The organism is Xanthomonas sp. NCPPB 1062 (assembly GCF_041481705.2).
Taxonomy (GTDB): domain Bacteria; phylum Pseudomonadota; class Gammaproteobacteria; order Xanthomonadales; family Xanthomonadaceae; genus Xanthomonas; species Xanthomonas euvesicatoria.
In genome coordinates, this window is record NZ_CM192987.1 from 1,415,450 (window position 1) to 1,431,474 (window position 16,025).

Annotated in this window: 12 protein-coding genes; 9 read left to right on the top strand and 3 right to left on the bottom strand. The window is 65.5% G+C overall.

Features of this window, described 5'->3' with window-relative positions; genetic code table 11:
* The first annotated feature begins 197 nt into the window (after positions 1 to 197).
* From ACCQ16_RS06205 to ACCQ16_RS06240, 8 genes are all read left to right on the top strand, one after another.
* Entirely contained in the window at positions 198 to 2,066 is a 1,869-nt protein-coding gene (locus ACCQ16_RS06205) for an ATP-binding protein (protein WP_372380235.1), read from the top strand.
* A gap of 25 nt (positions 2,067 to 2,091) precedes the next feature.
* Complete coding sequence (locus ACCQ16_RS06210) at positions 2,092 to 4,416, top strand: tetratricopeptide repeat protein (protein WP_277572838.1); 2,325 nt, start codon at positions 2,092 to 2,094, stop codon at positions 4,414 to 4,416.
* A gap of 660 nt (positions 4,417 to 5,076) precedes the next feature.
* The gene (locus ACCQ16_RS06215; protein ID WP_218491046.1) at positions 5,077 to 5,919 is read left to right on the top strand and encodes an STAS domain-containing protein; all 843 of its coding nucleotides are present in this window, start codon (positions 5,077 to 5,079) and stop codon (positions 5,917 to 5,919) included.
* Between the two features lies 1 nt (position 5,920).
* Entirely contained in the window at positions 5,921 to 6,283 is a 363-nt protein-coding gene (locus ACCQ16_RS06220; protein ID WP_003484273.1) for an STAS domain-containing protein, read from the top strand.
* Complete coding sequence (locus tag ACCQ16_RS06225) at positions 6,280 to 6,675, top strand: ATP-binding protein (protein WP_008571097.1); 396 nt, start codon at positions 6,280 to 6,282, stop codon at positions 6,673 to 6,675. The genes ACCQ16_RS06220 and ACCQ16_RS06225 overlap by 4 nt, the downstream gene beginning before the upstream one ends.
* 2 nt (positions 6,676 to 6,677) lie before the next feature.
* A complete protein-coding gene (locus ACCQ16_RS06230) occupies positions 6,678 to 7,676 on the top strand; it encodes an ATP-binding protein (protein ID WP_277572839.1) in 999 nt (332 codons plus the stop codon).
* The gene (locus ACCQ16_RS06235) at positions 7,673 to 8,548 is read left to right on the top strand and encodes a sensor histidine kinase (protein WP_014089646.1); all 876 of its coding nucleotides are present in this window, start codon (positions 7,673 to 7,675) and stop codon (positions 8,546 to 8,548) included. The genes ACCQ16_RS06230 and ACCQ16_RS06235 overlap by 4 nt, the downstream gene beginning before the upstream one ends.
* Positions 8,538 to 10,493 carry a response regulator gene (locus ACCQ16_RS06240; protein WP_014089647.1) on the top strand — a complete coding sequence of 652 codons (1,956 nt, stop codon included), beginning with the start codon at positions 8,538 to 8,540 and terminating at the stop codon, positions 10,491 to 10,493. The genes ACCQ16_RS06235 and ACCQ16_RS06240 overlap by 11 nt, the downstream gene beginning before the upstream one ends.
* A gap of 92 nt (positions 10,494 to 10,585) precedes the next feature.
* Here ACCQ16_RS06240 and ACCQ16_RS06245 read toward each other — a convergent pair whose 3' ends face one another.
* The gene (locus tag ACCQ16_RS06245) at positions 10,586 to 12,271 is read right to left on the bottom strand and encodes a glycoside hydrolase family 43 protein (RefSeq protein ID WP_209260906.1); all 1,686 of its coding nucleotides are present in this window, start codon (positions 12,269 to 12,271) and stop codon (positions 10,586 to 10,588) included.
* A gap of 257 nt (positions 12,272 to 12,528) precedes the next feature.
* Here ACCQ16_RS06245 and ACCQ16_RS06250 point away from each other — a divergent pair, with 257 nt between their 5' ends.
* Positions 12,529 to 14,898, top strand: a complete 2,370-nt coding sequence (locus ACCQ16_RS06250; protein ID WP_008571103.1) for a TonB-dependent receptor — start codon at positions 12,529 to 12,531, stop codon at positions 14,896 to 14,898.
* Positions 14,899 to 15,003: 105 nt separating this feature from the next.
* On the opposite strand, the gene trxC is transcribed toward ACCQ16_RS06250, so the two are convergent.
* Both trxC and ACCQ16_RS06260 read right to left on the bottom strand, forming a co-directional pair.
* Positions 15,004 to 15,450: a thioredoxin TrxC gene (gene trxC / locus ACCQ16_RS06255; protein WP_029818931.1), complete on the bottom strand. Its 447-nt coding sequence runs from the start codon at positions 15,448 to 15,450 to the stop codon at positions 15,004 to 15,006.
* Positions 15,451 to 15,623: 173 nt separating this feature from the next.
* Positions 15,624 to 15,989, bottom strand: coding sequence for a DUF1428 domain-containing protein (locus tag ACCQ16_RS06260; protein ID WP_008571105.1), 366 nt, complete (start codon positions 15,987 to 15,989; stop codon positions 15,624 to 15,626).
* Positions 15,990 to 16,025 lie beyond the last annotated feature (36 nt).

Genomic DNA, 16,025 nt, shown 5'->3' on the forward strand with positions numbered 1-16,025 from the left:
GGATTGGTAGCGCTACCGATCCGTGGTGGGTCAACCCGGCGTGCGGTGCAGTGCGCGTCGCTGTACGCAACGGAGGGCAGGGGTCAAACTGAGACGTGCGTGCAATGTGGGTTCCGGCTATCCTTTCCGGCTGGCACTGGCACCCAGGGGGACGCGTCCGAGGATGGGCGTCGTCGCCAAGGAAACGACGACCGATCATGCAAGATCCCACTCCCGAGGCGACCGACGCCTCGCAGATCCGCCGGGCAGGCGTCGATCTCAATGGACTGATGTCGGTCCTCGGCAAGCACCTGTACTCCACCCCGGTGGTGGCGCTGCGCGAGCTGGTGCAGAACGCGCACGATTCCATCCTGCGTCGTCGTCTGGAACAACCCGATTGGGACGGCCAATCGCGCATCGAGGTGCATGCCGATACCGCGCAAGGCATCGTGCGCATCGTCGATACCGGTGCCGGACTGACCCAGCAGGAAATCCACGACTACCTGGCCACCGTGGGCGTGGGCTATACGCGTGGGCTGCGCCAGGGCGGCCACGAGGACAGCGGCCTGATCGGAATGTTCGGGCTGGGCTTCTTGTCCGCCTTCGTGCTGGCGCGGCGGGTGACCGTGCGCACCACCTCCTACCAGTCTCCCACGCTGGGCTCTTGCTACATCTCCAGCAACGCCGAGCAGTACACGGTCAGCCCGATTCCTGCGCGTGCGCAGGTGGGCACCGAGGTGGTGCTGGAACTACACGGCGATTATCTGTCGTTGGCTCAGGAAGGGCGGCTGCGCGAGATTCTGTCGCGCTATTGCGCGCTGTTGCGCGAGCCGATCTGGATCGGCGCCGCAACGCAGCCGATCAATCCCGAGCCGCCGCCGTGGCGCGTGCAGGACGCCGTACCGTTGCATCCGGTGCAGGCCTGGCGCCGGCAACGCGAGTTCGCCGCGCGCTTTGAGCGCAATTTCGAGCCGTTGTGCTGCATGCCGGTGCGTGCGGAAGAGGGCAGCGATGCGGTCGGCCTGTTGTGGGTGCAGGACGGTGCGACCTACGGCACCAGCGACAACCGCAATCTGTCGGTGTTCCTGCGCGGCATGTTGCTGGATGACAACGCGCGCGAACTGCTGCCGCCGTGGGCGGGCTTCATCGGTGGGGTGATCGAATCCAATCGGCTGACGCCTACCGCAAGCCGCGAAGACCTGCAGCGCGATACGGTCTATAGCGCGGTGCAGCACGCCTTGTCCGAGGCCTTGGTGCAAGGCCTGGCCGATGTGGCGCGCCAGCAACCGGAGGCATGGCGACGCATCCTGTTGCGTCATAACGAAGCTCTGCTGGGCGCGGCGCTGTGCGATGAGCGCCTGTTCGAATTGCTGCTGGAACACGTGCGGGTACCGACGTCGCAAGGCGATCTGCCGGCGCAGCAATTGCCATCGCGCGGTGCGGTGCACGTGATCCTCGACAGCGACAGCGGTTTCGAAGAAATGCTGTTCCGTGCGATGGGCGTGCCGGTGGCCTACGGCAACCGGTATGCGGTGGTGCCGTTTCTGCGGCGCTGGGCGCAGGTCAAGGGTGTGCGTCTGGTCGAGCTGGGCACCGAGCAGGGCAACCGCCAGTTGTTCCAGCTGGACACGCTGCCGGCCGATGAACTGGCCTGGCTGGAACAGCACCTGGGCGATGGCGAAGCGCTGGTGCCGGCGCGTTTCAGCCCGCAGGAACTGCCGTTGGTGGTAGTGCCCGACCGCGAGGCCGAGCTCAAACGCCGCCTGGAGCAGGACGAAAACGACAAGCGTGTCTCTACCGCCGCGTTGCGCCTGGCGCGGCAATTCACCGCGCGCATCCAAGCGCGGCAGACCCAGCGGCTGTATCTGAATCTGGATAATCCGGCGCTGCAGGCCTTGCTGGGCGCGCAGCGCGCAGGCAACCCGCAGGCCGCGGTGGCGGCGCGCTTGCTGCGTGCGCTCAAGGTGATCGTCGCGGCGCAGGGGCGTACGCAGCCGCAGCCGGGCAGCACCGAATCAGGTGTTTCCGATCTCAACAAGGCCTTCGGCGATTTCGCCGAGACCGTGACCCAATTGCTGGCGCGCTGAAGCGCCGCATCGCAGGAGCGGCACGATGGAAATCTGGAACTGGGTAGAAAAACTGCAGGACGATCTGGGCGAAGCCGGGCAGCCGCAAAATGCGCAGTTGCTGACGCGGCTGACCGACCACATCTGCGATCTGCAGATCGACCGCGCCGAGGCCTTGTTGCCGGAGGCACGTGCGCTGGGCAAGACGCTGGCCAACCCGTGGCTGGAGGTGTTCGTCGGGCATTGGGAAATGCGCAACCGGGTCGGCAACCTGTGCGAAGGCGAGCGTGCGCTGGGCGATGCGGTGGCGCTGTTCGAGCGTGCGCATCGCGCCGACGCAGTGGAGTGCCCGCAATCGGTCTGCGTGACCCAGGACCTGGCCGCGTGTTATGCCAACATCGATGGCCCGGGTTGGGTGGAAGAACGTATCGAGGTATGCGACGAAACCCTGGGCCGCATCGACCCGAGCTGGTCGTGTTACCAGTGCCTGAGCTGCGAAAAAGCCGATGCATTGCTCGACGACGGGCGCGGTGACGCGGCGCTGCAGTACCTGGAGCAGCAGTCGCAGGCCATCCTGGACCATGGCGGCGAAATCTACGACGGCGTGCCGGACATGCGCATCTCGATCCTGCTTGCGCTTGGGCGTGCGCAGGAAGCGCTGGCGCTGGTGGAACAGCGCGAACGCGACGCCGCGCGCGAAGGTGCCGAGTGGGCCAATTGCAGCCAGCCGCGGCGCCTGCAGAAGGCACGCGCGTTGGCGCTGTTGCAGCGCGATGACGAAGCCATGGAAGCGCTGTTGCCATGGCGCGAGATTGCGCCGCGTTATCGCCTGCACTGGCTGCGTGCGGTGGCGGTGCTGGTGGCGCGCGCGCCCGAGCGCAATAGCTGGGACCTGGGCAGCCGCGTGCAGCAGATGCTCGACCATTACGCGCAGGTTGGCGCGCATCGCATCCTGATCGAAGCGGCCGAGCTTGCTATCGGGCTGGCGCTGCAACGCGGCGCGGTGTGGACCGCGCGCAGGCATCTGGCGCTTGCACGTGCGCATCTGCCCAAGTTGCGACAGGACCGTGGTGCCACGCTGGCGCTGGACGGTTGGGCTGCGCGCATCGCGGCCGTATCGGTGGGCGAGGAGTCACCGGTCGCTGCCGCGCAGTTGCTGGAATGGTTGAACGCGCAGGGCGATGATGTGGTGCGCAATCCCGAGCGCGAAGCGCAGTGGTTGCTGCAGGCCGTCGCTGACTGTCCGGACGATGCCGAGCTTGTCGACACCACTGCTTCTGCCTTGAGTGCCTGTGCGGCTGACGAGGAAGCGATCGCGTTGCTGTGGTCATTCGTGCAGCGGCATGCCGATCGCGAAACCAGCCCCACCTTCCGGCTGATGAATCTGTTGCTGGGCCGCGGCGATGAAGCCGGTGTGCGCCGGCTGGCACAGCTGTATCGCCCACAGGCGCCGGTGGCGGCATTGTGGTGCGAGGCGCAGCTGGCGCAGCGGCTGGGCGACTGGCCGGCGCTGGAGCAGGCCTGCACCGCACTGTTGGAGCTATCGCCCGGCTCGCACGGCGCACGCGGCTTGTTGGCGCGCATGTATCTCGATACCGGCCGGTTTGCCGAGGCCGCCGCGGTCTATCGGCAACTTACCGAGCTGCTGGAAGAGCCGCGTTCTGCGCATTGGGATCATATGACGGCGGCCAGTGCGGCGCAGGATTGGGACGCGGTGCGTGCCTCTGCGCAGGCCATTGGCATGGAGCTGAGCAGCACCAGCGGCGTAGTCGAAGAGACCTGGGGCTGGGTGATCATTCGTTGCATGGATGATGGCGAAGTGGCCGAGTACTACGCGCGCCGCACCGGCCCGGTCACTGCACGCATCGTCGAAAACGCGCCTGCGCATCGGCGCCAGCATGTCGGCGACTGGGTGGTGTTCGACGCGGAACTGTTGTATCCGCCGCCGGAAGACGAAGCCGAACGCGAGCGTTTCGTGCCGACCTACGCGCAGGTGCATGTGCTGCAAGCGGGTGGCTATGCCAATAGCTGGCTGGTGGACGGCGTGCATCCTGGCGACGAGGTGATCGAGGCGATGCGTGCAGACCTGGAAATGCGCGGCTGGAAGATGTGGCTGCACAGTCGCGACGACTACCGCGTGGTCGACCCGGACCATCCGGACGCGTTCAACCCGGAGGATGCAACATCCGGACTGCCGGGCGTGTTGTTCACCGTGGCGCTTCCGGAAAACGTCGCCCCGCAGGAACTGCATCGCGTCCTGCGATGCACGACCTCGCGCTGGTCGCATCCGATGTGCTGGCTGCGGCTTGCCGAGGCCTGCGGCCAGGATCCGCAGCCGCATCTGGATGCGGTGGAGCGTTACGGACTATAGGGCGGCGATCGGCTTGATCCAACGGCGTTTGTCGCCGGGGTGGGTGGACATTGGCGATCGTGGCGTGCGTTCGGGCGCCACGCTGGATGCGCGGCGCTGCATCCGGCATCAGAACACGCTCATTGCCCTTCCGCAACGCGGCGGCATTCACGCCGGCACACCCTCCCGCTTTGGACGTGCCGCCACACCGTCGGCAGGGCGATGACGCAAGTGCATGCCCTGCGTGCAGGCGCAGGGCGCAGCGCCACGCACTGCCGTTTCTGCGGCGTTTGGTCCTGTTTGGTCTCCAGTGTCCTGATGGAGCTCGCCATGGCAGTGGCAATGCCGATCGGAAGAGCATCGCCGCAGGCTCAAAACGCAGTGACGCGCCGTCGATCGGCCATCGCCAGGGCCCGGGGTGATGGCACGCCGACCGGTTGGCGTGTTGCCTTGCACGGGCGCTGGTGCAGTGCATGTCCGCAGGCGTGGACCGGCGCACGTTCGGCGTGCGCGCGGCAATGTCACACTGCGCCCGTGGGCCGGATGACTGCTACAGGTTGGCTCGCTGGTTGGTCAATCTGAATTGCTTTATTCTGCTGCGCATCGGCGTGGGGGCGCCGCGTCGGTCAGGGCGCAGTCCAGCCCGCATGCCCAACCTCTTTTCTTTTGGTGGGTGATCTCATGGTGGCATTGCAGCAGCGCTCGATCGATGCGATTGGTGGCCAGGAACATGCGTTGCTGGCCGCATGGTTGGAGTCCAGCCTGGGCAACGATGCGCGTCTGTCGCGGCAGGAATTCGAGGCGCAGGCCGGCGAATTCCTGCGCTTGCTGGTGGCATCGTTGAAGCACGAAGGTAGCAGCCTGGACAGTGCCGAATGGAGCGAGGTGCGTCGCTTCCTGGAACATCTCTCGCGCGACCGCGCCACGCGTGGTTTCGATTCGCAGGAAACCGCCAACTTCATCTTTTCGCTCAAGCGCGTGTTGTTTGCGCTGGTACAGCGCGAATACGCCAGTACCCCGGAAGAACTGGGCCAGCAGTTGTGGGCGTTGTCGGAATTGCTCGACCGCCTGGGCTTGTACACCGTGAAGGTCTTCCAGAAGACCCGCGAAGACATCATCGTGCGTCAGCAGGAAGAGATGCTGGAGCTGTCCACCCCGGTGGTGAAGCTGTGGGACGGCGTGCTGGCGCTGCCGATGATCGGCACACTGGATTCGCAGCGCACCCAGGTGGTGATGGAGTCGCTGTTGCAACGCATTGTCGACACCGGCTCGGAAATCGCCATCATCGACATCACCGGCGTGCCCACCGTGGACACCCTGGTGGCACAGCATCTGCTCAAGACCGTGACCGCGATCCGGCTGATGGGGGCCGACGCCATCATCAGCGGCGTGCGCCCGCAGATTGCGCAAACCATCGTGCATCTGGGCCTGGACCTGCAGGGGATCGTGACCAAGGCCAACCTGGCCGATGCGTTGGCGCTGGCGCTCAAGCGCACCGGCGTGACCGTCAGCAAGGCAGACTGACATGGAACGTATTCCGATCCTGCGGATGGGCCATCTGTTGCTGGTCACCATCCAGGTGGACATGCACGACCAACTGGCGCTGCAACTGCAGGACGACCTGTCCGAGAAGATCAGCGCCACCTCTGCGCGTGGCGTGTTGATCGACATTTCCGCGCTGGATATCGTCGATTCGTTCATCGGGCGCATGATCAGCACCATTTCCGGGCTGGCGACGCTCATGGGCGCGCAAACCGTGGTGGTGGGCATGCAGCCGGCGGTGGCGATCACCCTGGTGGAGTTGGGGCTGACCTTGCCGTCGGTGCGCACCGCGCTCGATGTCGAGCGCGGCATGCGCCTGCTGCAACAACCCGATGCGGCTCCATGACGGTCGGCTCGCAACCGGTACGCACCGAGCAGGATGTGGTGCTGGCGCGGCAGACCGTGCGCAAGCTGGTGGTGCAATGCGGGCTGCGGTTGGTCGATCAAACCAAGCTGGTCACCGCGGCCAGCGAACTGGCGCGCAATACGGTGATCTACGGCGGTGGCGGCGACATGGACTGGGCGCTGGTTGAAAGCGGCATCCGCAAGGGCGTGCAGCTGACGTTCCGCGACCAGGGCCCGGGCATTGCAGACCTGGAGCTCGCACTGACCGACGGCTGGACCTCTGGCAGTGGCCTGGGGCTGGGACTGTCCGGCAGCCGGCGGCTGGTGGACGATTTCGTGCTCGATAGCGCAGCCGGCAAGGGCACCCGCATCACCATCACCAAATGGAAGTAACCATGACCGGCGCGCTCACCCAGGTGATCCGCGTCGAAGAGGGTACCCAGGTCGGGCAGGTGCGCCGCGAAGCGGTGGCGCTTGCACAGGCCTGCGGTTTCGATGAAGACGGCTGTGGCCGCGTGGCCCTGGTGGCGACCGAGTTGTGCACCAACCTGCTCAACCATGCCGGTGGCGGGCAGATGCAGCTGTGCAGCGTCGCCGGCCGCGATGGTCTGGGCATCGAGTTGTGCACGCTCGATCAGGGGCGCGGATTCGTGCTGGCCGATTGTCTGCCGGACGGGTATTCCACCGGCAGCACGCCTGGCAACGGCCTGGGCACGGTGCAGCGACATGCCGCGTTGCTGGACGCCTATTCCGATGCCCGGGGGGCCGTGGTCCTGGCGCGCGTGTACGCCGATGCCGAGAACATGCCCGACCTGCCCTACGGCGCGCTGCGTCTGCCGCTGCAGAACGAAACGGTCTGCGGCGATGGCTGGCATCTGGCGATCGATGCGCAGGGCGTGACCGTGAGCATGATCGACGGCCTGGGCCACGGAGCGGGCGCGGCCGATGCCGCCGATGCGGGGACGCGCGCTGCGGCAGCGGCCCGTGGCGAACCCGGCGAACGCATCGCGCGCCTGCATGCCGGCATGAGCGGCACGCGCGGCGGCGCGGCGGCGGTCATGCAGTTCGATCCCGGCAGCGGCCAGGTGCGCTTTGCCGGGGTGGGCAATATCGTCGCCTCGTTGTGCGATGGCGACGGCGTGCGCGGCATGCCCTCGCACCCGGGCATCGTCGGGGTGCAGTTCCGCAAGGCGCAACCGTTCGACTTTCCACACGCCGCCGGCAAGTTACTGGTCATGCACAGCGACGGCCTGCAATCGCGCTGGACCCTGCGCGATCATCCGGGCCTGCTGTCGCGCCATCCACGCATCGTTGCCGCAGTGCTGGCGCGCGATTACGCGCGCGGCCGCGACGATTGCTGCGTGTTCGTCATGCGCTTGGGAGGCATGCAATGAATTCAACCACCGAGATGCCGGCAGCCGAGGCGATGGCTGAACTGGAAAGCTTGCGCCAGCAGAACCAGGCCTTGCGCGAAGAGCTGGAAGAAACCAACCAGGGCGTGCTGGCCTTGTATGCCGAGCTCGACCAACAGGCCGAACAGCTGCGCGAGGTGTCCGAACTCAAGAGCCGCTTTCTGTCGTACATGAGCCACGAGTTCCGCACCCCGCTAGGCTCGATCCTGAGCATCACCCGGCTGCTGGAGGATGGCATGGACGGGCCGCTCAATGCCGAGCAGCTCAAGCAGGTGCGCTTTGTCAGCGGTTCGGCGCGCGAGCTCACCGAGATGGTGGACGACCTGCTGGACCTGGCCAAGATCGAAGCCGGGCGCATCACTATCTCGCCGGGCTGGTTCGACCTGATGGACCTGTTCGCGGCGCTGCGGGGCATGTTCCGTCCGCTCACCGATGTGGGCACGACCACGCTGATCTTCGAGGATCCGCCGGTGCTGCCGCTGCTGTACACCGACGACAAGAAGCTGGCGCAGATCCTGCGCAATTTCATTTCCAACGCGCTCAAGTTCACCCCGCAGGGGCAGGTGCGCGTGTTTGCGCAGCTGGAAGGCGACAGCCATGTACGCTTTGGCGTGCACGACACCGGCATCGGCATTCCGGCCGAGCTTCACGAGGCCTTGTTCGAAGATTTCGTACAGGTGGACTCGCCGCTGCAAAAACGCCTGACCGGCACCGGCCTGGGGTTGTCGATCTGCAAACGGTTCGCCGAATTGCTGGGCGGCCGGGTGGGGATCAACAGCGTGGTCGGGCAGGGTTCTGAATTTTACGTGGTGCTGCCGATGACACTGGCAGCGGAGGAAACGCGTGGGCAGTAAGCACCACATCCTGGTCGTCGACGACAACGCGGTGACGCGTTATTCGGTGCGGCGCGTGCTCGAACACCATCAGTTCGCGGTCGAAGAAGCCGGCACCGGGACCGAGGGTCTTGCCAAACTTTCCGCGCAGACGTTTTCTGCGGTGGTGCTGGACGTCAACCTGCCGGACATGAGCGGCTTCGATATCGTGCGGACGCTGCGTGCCGAGCCGCGCACCGCGTTGCTGCCGGTGGTGCATGTTTCGGCGGCCTCGATCGCCACCGGCGACATGATCACCGGGCTGGATGCCGGCGCCGACGCCTACCTGATCCATCCGGTCGACCCCAACGTGTTGCTGGCCACCTTGCGCACGCTGTTACGCGCACGCCGCGCCGAGGAGGCGTTGCGGGTCAGCGAGGCGCGTTTCCGCGAAATCTTCGAACACATCAGCGCGCCGATTGCGGTGGTGGATGCCAACCTGCACATGCACGAGGCCAATGCCGCATTCCAACGCTTGATCGGTAGCGCCACGCCCGGCGCAGCGATCCATGCCGCCGGGTTGGATCAGGCCGCCGCCGTGCACGCACTGACCACTGCGTTGGCGCAACGCGAGCGCTGGAGCGGCACCTTGTCGCTGCTGCGCGATGGCAAGCTCTGCGAAACCGAATGGCGCGTGTCGCCCTACCGCGAGCCGGATCTGGGGCTGTTGCTGGTGGAAGACGTGACCGAGCAGCGCCTGCGCGAGCGCGAGCAGCGCCAGGAACTGGATACCGCTACCAGCGAGCTCGCGCATCAGATCGCGCAGCGTCAGCACACCGAAATCCAGCTGCTGCAGGCGCAGAAGATGGAAGCGCTGGGCAAGCTCACCGGTGGCATCGCGCACGACTTCAACAACCTGCTGACCAGCATCATTTCCGGCTTGGACATGATCCAGCTCGCAGTGGAATCCAATCGCATCGAACGCGTGCCGCGCCTGGCCGAGATCGCTAACGGCTCGGCGCACCGCGCCGCCGCGCTGACCCAGCGCATGCTGGCGTTCGCACGCAAGCAATCGCTGGACGCGCAACCGTTCGACGTCAACACCCGTGTGCGTTCGCTGGAAGACATGCTGCAACGCTCGATCGGCGAAAACATCGCGCTGGAGCTGGATCTTGCGTCCACGCCGCTGGTGGCCATTGCCGATGCCAACCAGCTCGAAAACGTGGTGCTCAACCTGGTCATCAATGCGCGCGATGCCTTGAAAGGGCAGGGCACCATCCGCATCCAGAGCGCGGCCTACACCGCGCACAACGATCCGGAACTGGACGACGGCGACTATGTCGCGGTGAAGGTGATCGACAACGGGAGCGGGATCGAGCCGGCCATTCTCGACCAGGTGTTCGAGCCGTTTTTCACCACCAAACCCATCGGCGAAGGCACCGGTCTCGGCCTGTCGATGACCTACGGGTTCGCACGTCAATCCGGCGGTACCGCACGCATCACCAGCGATGTGGGTCGTGGCACCACGGTGGCGCTCCTGCTGCCGCGCGGGCTCTCGGCCAACGAAATGCTGCCGGCACCGGCGCCCAGCGCGCCGCGCACGCGCAACGAGCGCATCCTGCTGGTGGACGACACCGACGTGGTGCGCATGATGGTGAGCGAAGTGCTCAGCGATGCCGGCTACCAGGTCATCGAAGCCGAGGATGCCAACGGCGCGCTGGAACACTTGCGCACCGAGGCGCACATCGATCTGGTGGTCTCCGATGTCGGCCTGCCCGGCATGAACGGGCGCGACATGGCCGATGTGGCGCGCACGCTACGCCCGGGTCTGCCGATCCTGTTCATTACCGGCTATGCCGAAAACGCGGCCACGCGGCAAGAATTTCTGGCAGAGGGCATGGCCTTGCTGCCCAAGCCTTTCAGCCTCAACGATCTGCTCAACACGGTGGTGCAGATGCTCGACAGCAGCGTCCTGGCGCGGGCGTAGGGCGTTAAGCGGCTCCAAACACGCATGCGTCGCTGCGGGGCGGGCGCGGCCTGCGCATGCAGCGGGCGTGCAGCCACGTTCCTGCATTTCGCTTAGCGCGCATACGCGTACGGCCCGAATGTGGCGCCAAGAAAACCGCCGGCCGACTCGGTACTGAGCACACTTGCATCGCCTTGTTCGAGCAGCGTCTGCCACTGCCCCTGGCCGACGGCGTAATCCACGCGCACGCGTGCGGCATCCAGCGCAAAGCGCAGTTTCACCGGTTGCGTGGCATCGGGCAGTGGCGCGCGTGCCAGTTCGGTGCCGGTGCCGGGCTGTTGCGCTCCGGCGCGGCAATACAGCACCACCGCAGCGCCGCTGTCCTCGCGCACCAGCATTGCTGCCAGGAAGTTGCTCTCCTTGGCCACGATCGCCAGACCGGCCTGTTCGCCTGGTGCCAGCGCACTGCCATCCACGCTGGCGACCAAGGTGGCGTGATGATGCTGCAGGCGATGACCCAGATAGGCCGGCTGACCACGGCCGATATCGCCCAGCGCAATGTTTGCCGGCGTCACGCGCAAGCCTTGTGCGCCGGGCTGATACCACGGCCTGATGGGTGGGTGGATGGTCATCCATTGCATCGGCACGCGCGCATCCCCGAAGCGCTCGCTCCACTGCATTGGCCCGGTGGTCGGCAGGGGCTGCGTGCCCGCCGGCAAGGGTGGGCGCGCTGCCACGACAGGGACCGCGGCGCCGTGCGGCAGCACCACCGGCCAGCCATCGCGCCATTGCACCGGCAACAGGAAGGTTTCCCGGCCCAGGTTGTAGTGATTGCCGCGGTAAGGGCGCGTTGCGAGAAACACCGCCCACCATGTGCCGTCCTTGAGTTCGACGAACTGTGCATGCCCGGCCGAGGTGATCGGCGCATTGCGCAATGGGTCCAGGTCGCGTTGGGTGAGTACCGGATTGCCGCTCCAGGTTTCGTATGGCCCGGTGATCTGGCGGCTGCGGTAGATCATCTGCGCATGCTGCTCGCCGGTGCCACCTTCGGCCGCGGTGAGGTAGTAGTGGCCATCGCGGCGGAACAGGTGCGGGCCTTCGATGTGTTCGGGATTGGTGGCCGGCTTGAAGCCCGAATCCACGATCACCTGACGGGTGCCGACCAACTTCATGCTGGCCAGATCCAGCCGCTGCAGCCAGATGGCGCGGTGCCCGTCGTAGCGCAGCTTGCCGGCCGGCACGTCGTTGTTGACCAGCCAGGCACTGCCATCGTCATCGAAAAACAGCGAGGGGTCGATGCCCTTGGCGTCCAGCCAGATCGGATCCGACCACGGCCCGGCCGGATCGGTGGCGGTGATCAGGAAATTGCCGCCATCGCAGTAGAAACAGGTGTTGGCGATATAGAAAGTGCCAGCGTGGTAGCTGATGCTGGCGGCAAACAGGCCGCGGGTCAGTTCGTCGTTGCCGTAGTTGATCTGGGTTGGACGGTCGATCGCGTTGCCGATCTGGTTCCAATGCACCAGGTCGCTGCTCTTGAACACCGGCAGGCCGGGGAAATAGCCGAAACTGGAATTCACCAGATAAAAATCGTCGCCGACGCGCACCGCCGATGGGTCCGGATGAAAACCGGCCACGACCGGGTTGCGGTACTGCGCGGCGGTTGGCGCGGGGCCGCCGTCGTCGCCCTGGTAATCGATCTGCGTGATCAACGCGGTGCCGGCATGCGCCAGCTGACAGCTCAATGCGGCCAGCAGGCCGGCCACCCATGCGAGTCGTTTCAAGAGATCCCCTCGTGCCATGCCCTGGCGCAACGCCAGTACGACACCAGCATGACAGCACGCAGGGCGGCGTGGCATGACGTTTTGCGATGCCAACGCTGCATGGTGGCATGCCTCCACGCGCGTGGCGGGGTGTGTGGAACGGGCGCTGCCACTTCGCTGCAACATTGCTGACATATCGTGCGCGCGGCGCCAAGCGGCGCCGCCAACCGGCGTGCCATGCCAAACGGCTTCGACGCTGTGTCATCACCTCGCATCACTACCTAGGATCAACCCGCATGTCGTTGTACTCGCCTGTCTTTCCGTCGCCGGTGTCCGCTATTGCACAGGTCGCTGCGCGCCGCCGCACCGCCTTGCAGCGCACGCCGCTGGCACGTGCCTGCGCCGGCCTGTTGCTAGCCTCGCTGGCGGCAACCGCGTCTGCGCAGCAAGCGCCGGCGACCCAGGGCGAAGCGAGCCCGACCGCGCTGGACACGGTCACCGTCACCGCCGAGCACCGCGAGCAGAACCTGCAGGACGTGCCGGTCTCGGTCGGCGTGGTGCAGGGCGCAGCGATGCGCGACTACACCGCCGGTGGCGATGACACGCTGCTGGCGCTGTCCGGCCGCGTGCCGGGCTTCTATGCCGAAACCACCACCGGGCGCATCTTCCCGCGCTTCTATATCCGTGGCCTGGGCAATATCGATTTCTACCTGGGTGCCTCGCAGCCGGTCTCCATCATCCAGGACGATGTGGTGCTGGAGCATGTCGTGCTCAAATCCAATCCGGTCTATGACGTGGACCAGGTCGAAGTGCTGCGCGGTCCGCAAGGCACGCTGTTCGGCCGCAACACCACCGCCGGCATCGTCAAGTTCGACACCGTCAAGCCCAGCGACACCTACACCGGTCGCGTCAACGCCAGCTACGGCAGCTACAACACCATCTCGCTGGATGGCGGCTTCGGTGGCCCCATCAACGACGTGCTGTCTTTCCGCGTGTCCGCGTTGTACCAGCACCGCGACGATTGGGTGGACAACACCTTTGCCGGCAGCAGCGCCGATGGCACGCGCACCCCGCGCAAGGACGCGATGGGCGGTTACAACGACCGCAATGCGCGCCTGCAGGTCTTGCTCAAGCCCAACGATGCGTTTTCGCTGCTGGGCTCGGTGCACACGCGCGATTACGACGGCACTTCCACCTTGTTCCTGCGCAACGCGATCACGCGTGGCAGCGACAAGGTGGACGTGCCGCGCGACCGTGTGGCCTATGATGAGGGGCACGACAACCCGCAGGCGTATCAAACCGATGGCGGCTCGCTCAAGGCGATTTACGACTTCGGTGGCGTGTCGCTGACCTCCATCACCGCCTACGAAACCACTTCCGGCTACAGCCGTGGCGACACCGATGGCGGTGCTGCCGCCAATTACCCGGTCAATGGCGTGCCGAACGGCTTTGGCCAGTCGATGGGACAGATCCGCGACCTGGACCAGTACACGCAGGAATTGCGCCTGGCCAGCGAAGGCGACGAGGCCCTGCAGTGGCAGGTGGGCGCGTTCTATTTCGACGGCCGCGACACCACCGATTTCTATCAACGTGCCTATTTCCTGCAGACCGCCGCGCGCAACCCGAATAACTGGGTGCGCCTGCGCAATACCAATACCTCGTGGGCCGGCTTCGGGCAGATCAGCTACAAGGCGACCGACGCGCTGACGCTCACCGCCGGCATCCGCCAGACCAAGGACACCAAGGAAACCCGTCTGCTCAAGACCGCCGATACCGCAGCCGGTGTGGTGACCTACCGCGGCCGGCGCGATGTGCGCATGTCCGATACCCAGCCCAGCTGGGATCTGAGCGCGATGTATGAGATCGACCCGCAGCTGAGCGTGTATGCGCGCGTGGCGCGCGGTTTCCGTGGCCCCACCATCCAGGGCCGCAGCGCGGTGTTCAATTCGGACTTCACCACCGCCGATTCGGAAACCATCCTGTCGTGGGAAGCCGGCATCAAGAGCAGCCTGTTCGAGAACCGTCTGCGCCTGAATGTCAGCGGCTTCACTTACACGGTCGACGATATCCAGCTCAACGGCAACGACTCGGACGGCAATGGCGTGCTGTTCAATGCCGACAAGGCCAAGGCCTACGGCATGGAAGCGGACCTGGACTGGCGCCCGATCTCCAACCTGTCGATCACCGCCGGCCTGAGCCTGTTGCACAGCGAAATCCACGATAAGCGCGTGTTTGCGCAGGCCTGCGCGCTCAATGGCGTGGTGGTGTGCACCGTCAACGACCCGACCATCCGCGTAGGTGCCAACACCTTCGCCCAGATCGACGGCAACCCGCTGCCCAACGCGCCCAAGTACAACCTCAACCTGGCCGCGCGCTACGACATCCCGGTGGGCAACGACGGCGCGTTCTTCGTGTCCACCGACTGGAACAAGCAGGGCCAGACCAGCTTCGTGCTGTACGACTCCACCGAGTTCCGTTCCGACGGCAATTTCGAAGGTGGCCTCAAGCTGGGTTACACCGGTGGCTACGGTGCCTGGGAAGTGGCGGCGTTCGCGCGCAACATCACCAACGAAAAGAACCTCAAGGGTGTGATCGAAAACTACATGGCCGCGGTCTACAACGAGCCGCGTGTCGTTGGGGTGTCGGTCAACGTCAACTGGCAGTAACCGGTTGATCGGCTGATGCAGTCACTGCGGCAACTGCGCCGCAGTGATGTTTCCTGCAGGTGGATGGGCCAACTGCGTGTATGCGCAGCTGGCCGTCGTGTCGTTTCACCGCTTGCTCAGGACAGAGCGCACCCAGTTGACGATTTGCGCGCTGCTCACTGCGCCGGAATGACGGCCTAGTTCCTGCCCACCCTGGATGACCAGCAAGGTGGGAATGCTGCGGATGCCAAAGCGCGTGCCCAGCGCCGGATGCAGGTCGGTATCCACCTTGGCCAGGCGCACCTGCGGTTCCAATGCTGCAGCGGCTGCGGCAAATTGCGGCGCCATGCTCAGGCATGGCCCGCACCAAGGTGCCCAGAAATCCACCACCAGCGGCAGTGCACTGCGCACCGCATGCTTGTCGAAATCTGCAGCCGACAAAGCCACCGGCGTCCCCAGGAACAGCGGCTGATGGCAGCTGCCGCAGTTGGGCGCATCGCGCAGGCGCGTGGGCGCAATACGGTTCATCGCAGCGCAACTCGGGCAGGCGATCAGTAGTGGTGCATCGGTCATGTGGGTCTCCAGTCGGCGGCGCTGCCTGCGCTGTCTTCGGCCATCGCTGGCGGCGCATGCTGCATGCGGCCAGTGTAGCGATCACCACCAGCGATTCCGTGCCCAATGCCAGCGGCGGCACCAGCCTGCGCATGCCTGGCCAAGCTCCTGCGGGCCGCCACGCGCCACACCGCTCACGCCGATTGGCCCAGCGCCACGATCGGCACGAAGCCACCGTAGACCATGCGCTTGCCATCGAATGGCATCGGATTGACTGACGGGTCCATGCGTGGGTCTTCCATCATCTTGCGCATGCCCTCATCGCGGGTGGCCTTGTCCGGCCATTCGATCCAGGAAAACACCACGGTCTCTTCGGCGGTGGCATCCACGGCGCGATAGAAATCGGTCCATTGCCCCGGTTGGACATCGTCGCCCCAACACTCCACTACACGCAGCGCACCGTATTCCATGATGACCGCATCGCCCATGCGGGCATGCGCGATGAATGCTTCTTTGTTGGCCGTGGGGACGGCAAGCACAAAACCATCGATATACGACATAACCACCTCCGCAGACGGGGTGCACGGTGTGCACCC

Excerpts from the sequence above, each read along its gene's own strand:
- ACCQ16_RS06245 (WP_209260906.1), bottom strand. The coding sequence starts at position 12,271 with ATGGCACGAGGGGATCTCTTGAAACGACTCGCATGGGTGGCCGGCCTG.
- ACCQ16_RS06250 (WP_008571103.1), top strand. The coding sequence starts at position 12,529 with ATGTCGTTGTACTCGCCTGTCTTTCCGTCGCCGGTGTCCGCTATTGCA.
- ACCQ16_RS06205 (WP_372380235.1), top strand. The coding sequence starts at position 198 with ATGCAAGATCCCACTCCCGAGGCGACCGACGCCTCGCAGATCCGCCGG.
- ACCQ16_RS06260 (WP_008571105.1), bottom strand. The coding sequence starts at position 15,989 with ATGTCGTATATCGATGGTTTTGTGCTTGCCGTCCCCACGGCCAACAAA.
- ACCQ16_RS06215 (WP_218491046.1), top strand. The coding sequence starts at position 5,077 with ATGGTGGCATTGCAGCAGCGCTCGATCGATGCGATTGGTGGCCAGGAA.
- ACCQ16_RS06220 (WP_003484273.1), top strand. The coding sequence starts at position 5,921 with ATGGAACGTATTCCGATCCTGCGGATGGGCCATCTGTTGCTGGTCACC.
- ACCQ16_RS06235 (WP_014089646.1), top strand. The coding sequence starts at position 7,673 with ATGAATTCAACCACCGAGATGCCGGCAGCCGAGGCGATGGCTGAACTG.
- ACCQ16_RS06230 (WP_277572839.1), top strand. The coding sequence starts at position 6,678 with ATGACCGGCGCGCTCACCCAGGTGATCCGCGTCGAAGAGGGTACCCAG.
- ACCQ16_RS06225 (WP_008571097.1), top strand. The coding sequence starts at position 6,280 with ATGACGGTCGGCTCGCAACCGGTACGCACCGAGCAGGATGTGGTGCTG.
- trxC (WP_029818931.1), bottom strand. The coding sequence starts at position 15,450 with ATGACCGATGCACCACTACTGATCGCCTGCCCGAGTTGCGCTGCGATG.
- ACCQ16_RS06210 (WP_277572838.1), top strand. The coding sequence starts at position 2,092 with ATGGAAATCTGGAACTGGGTAGAAAAACTGCAGGACGATCTGGGCGAA.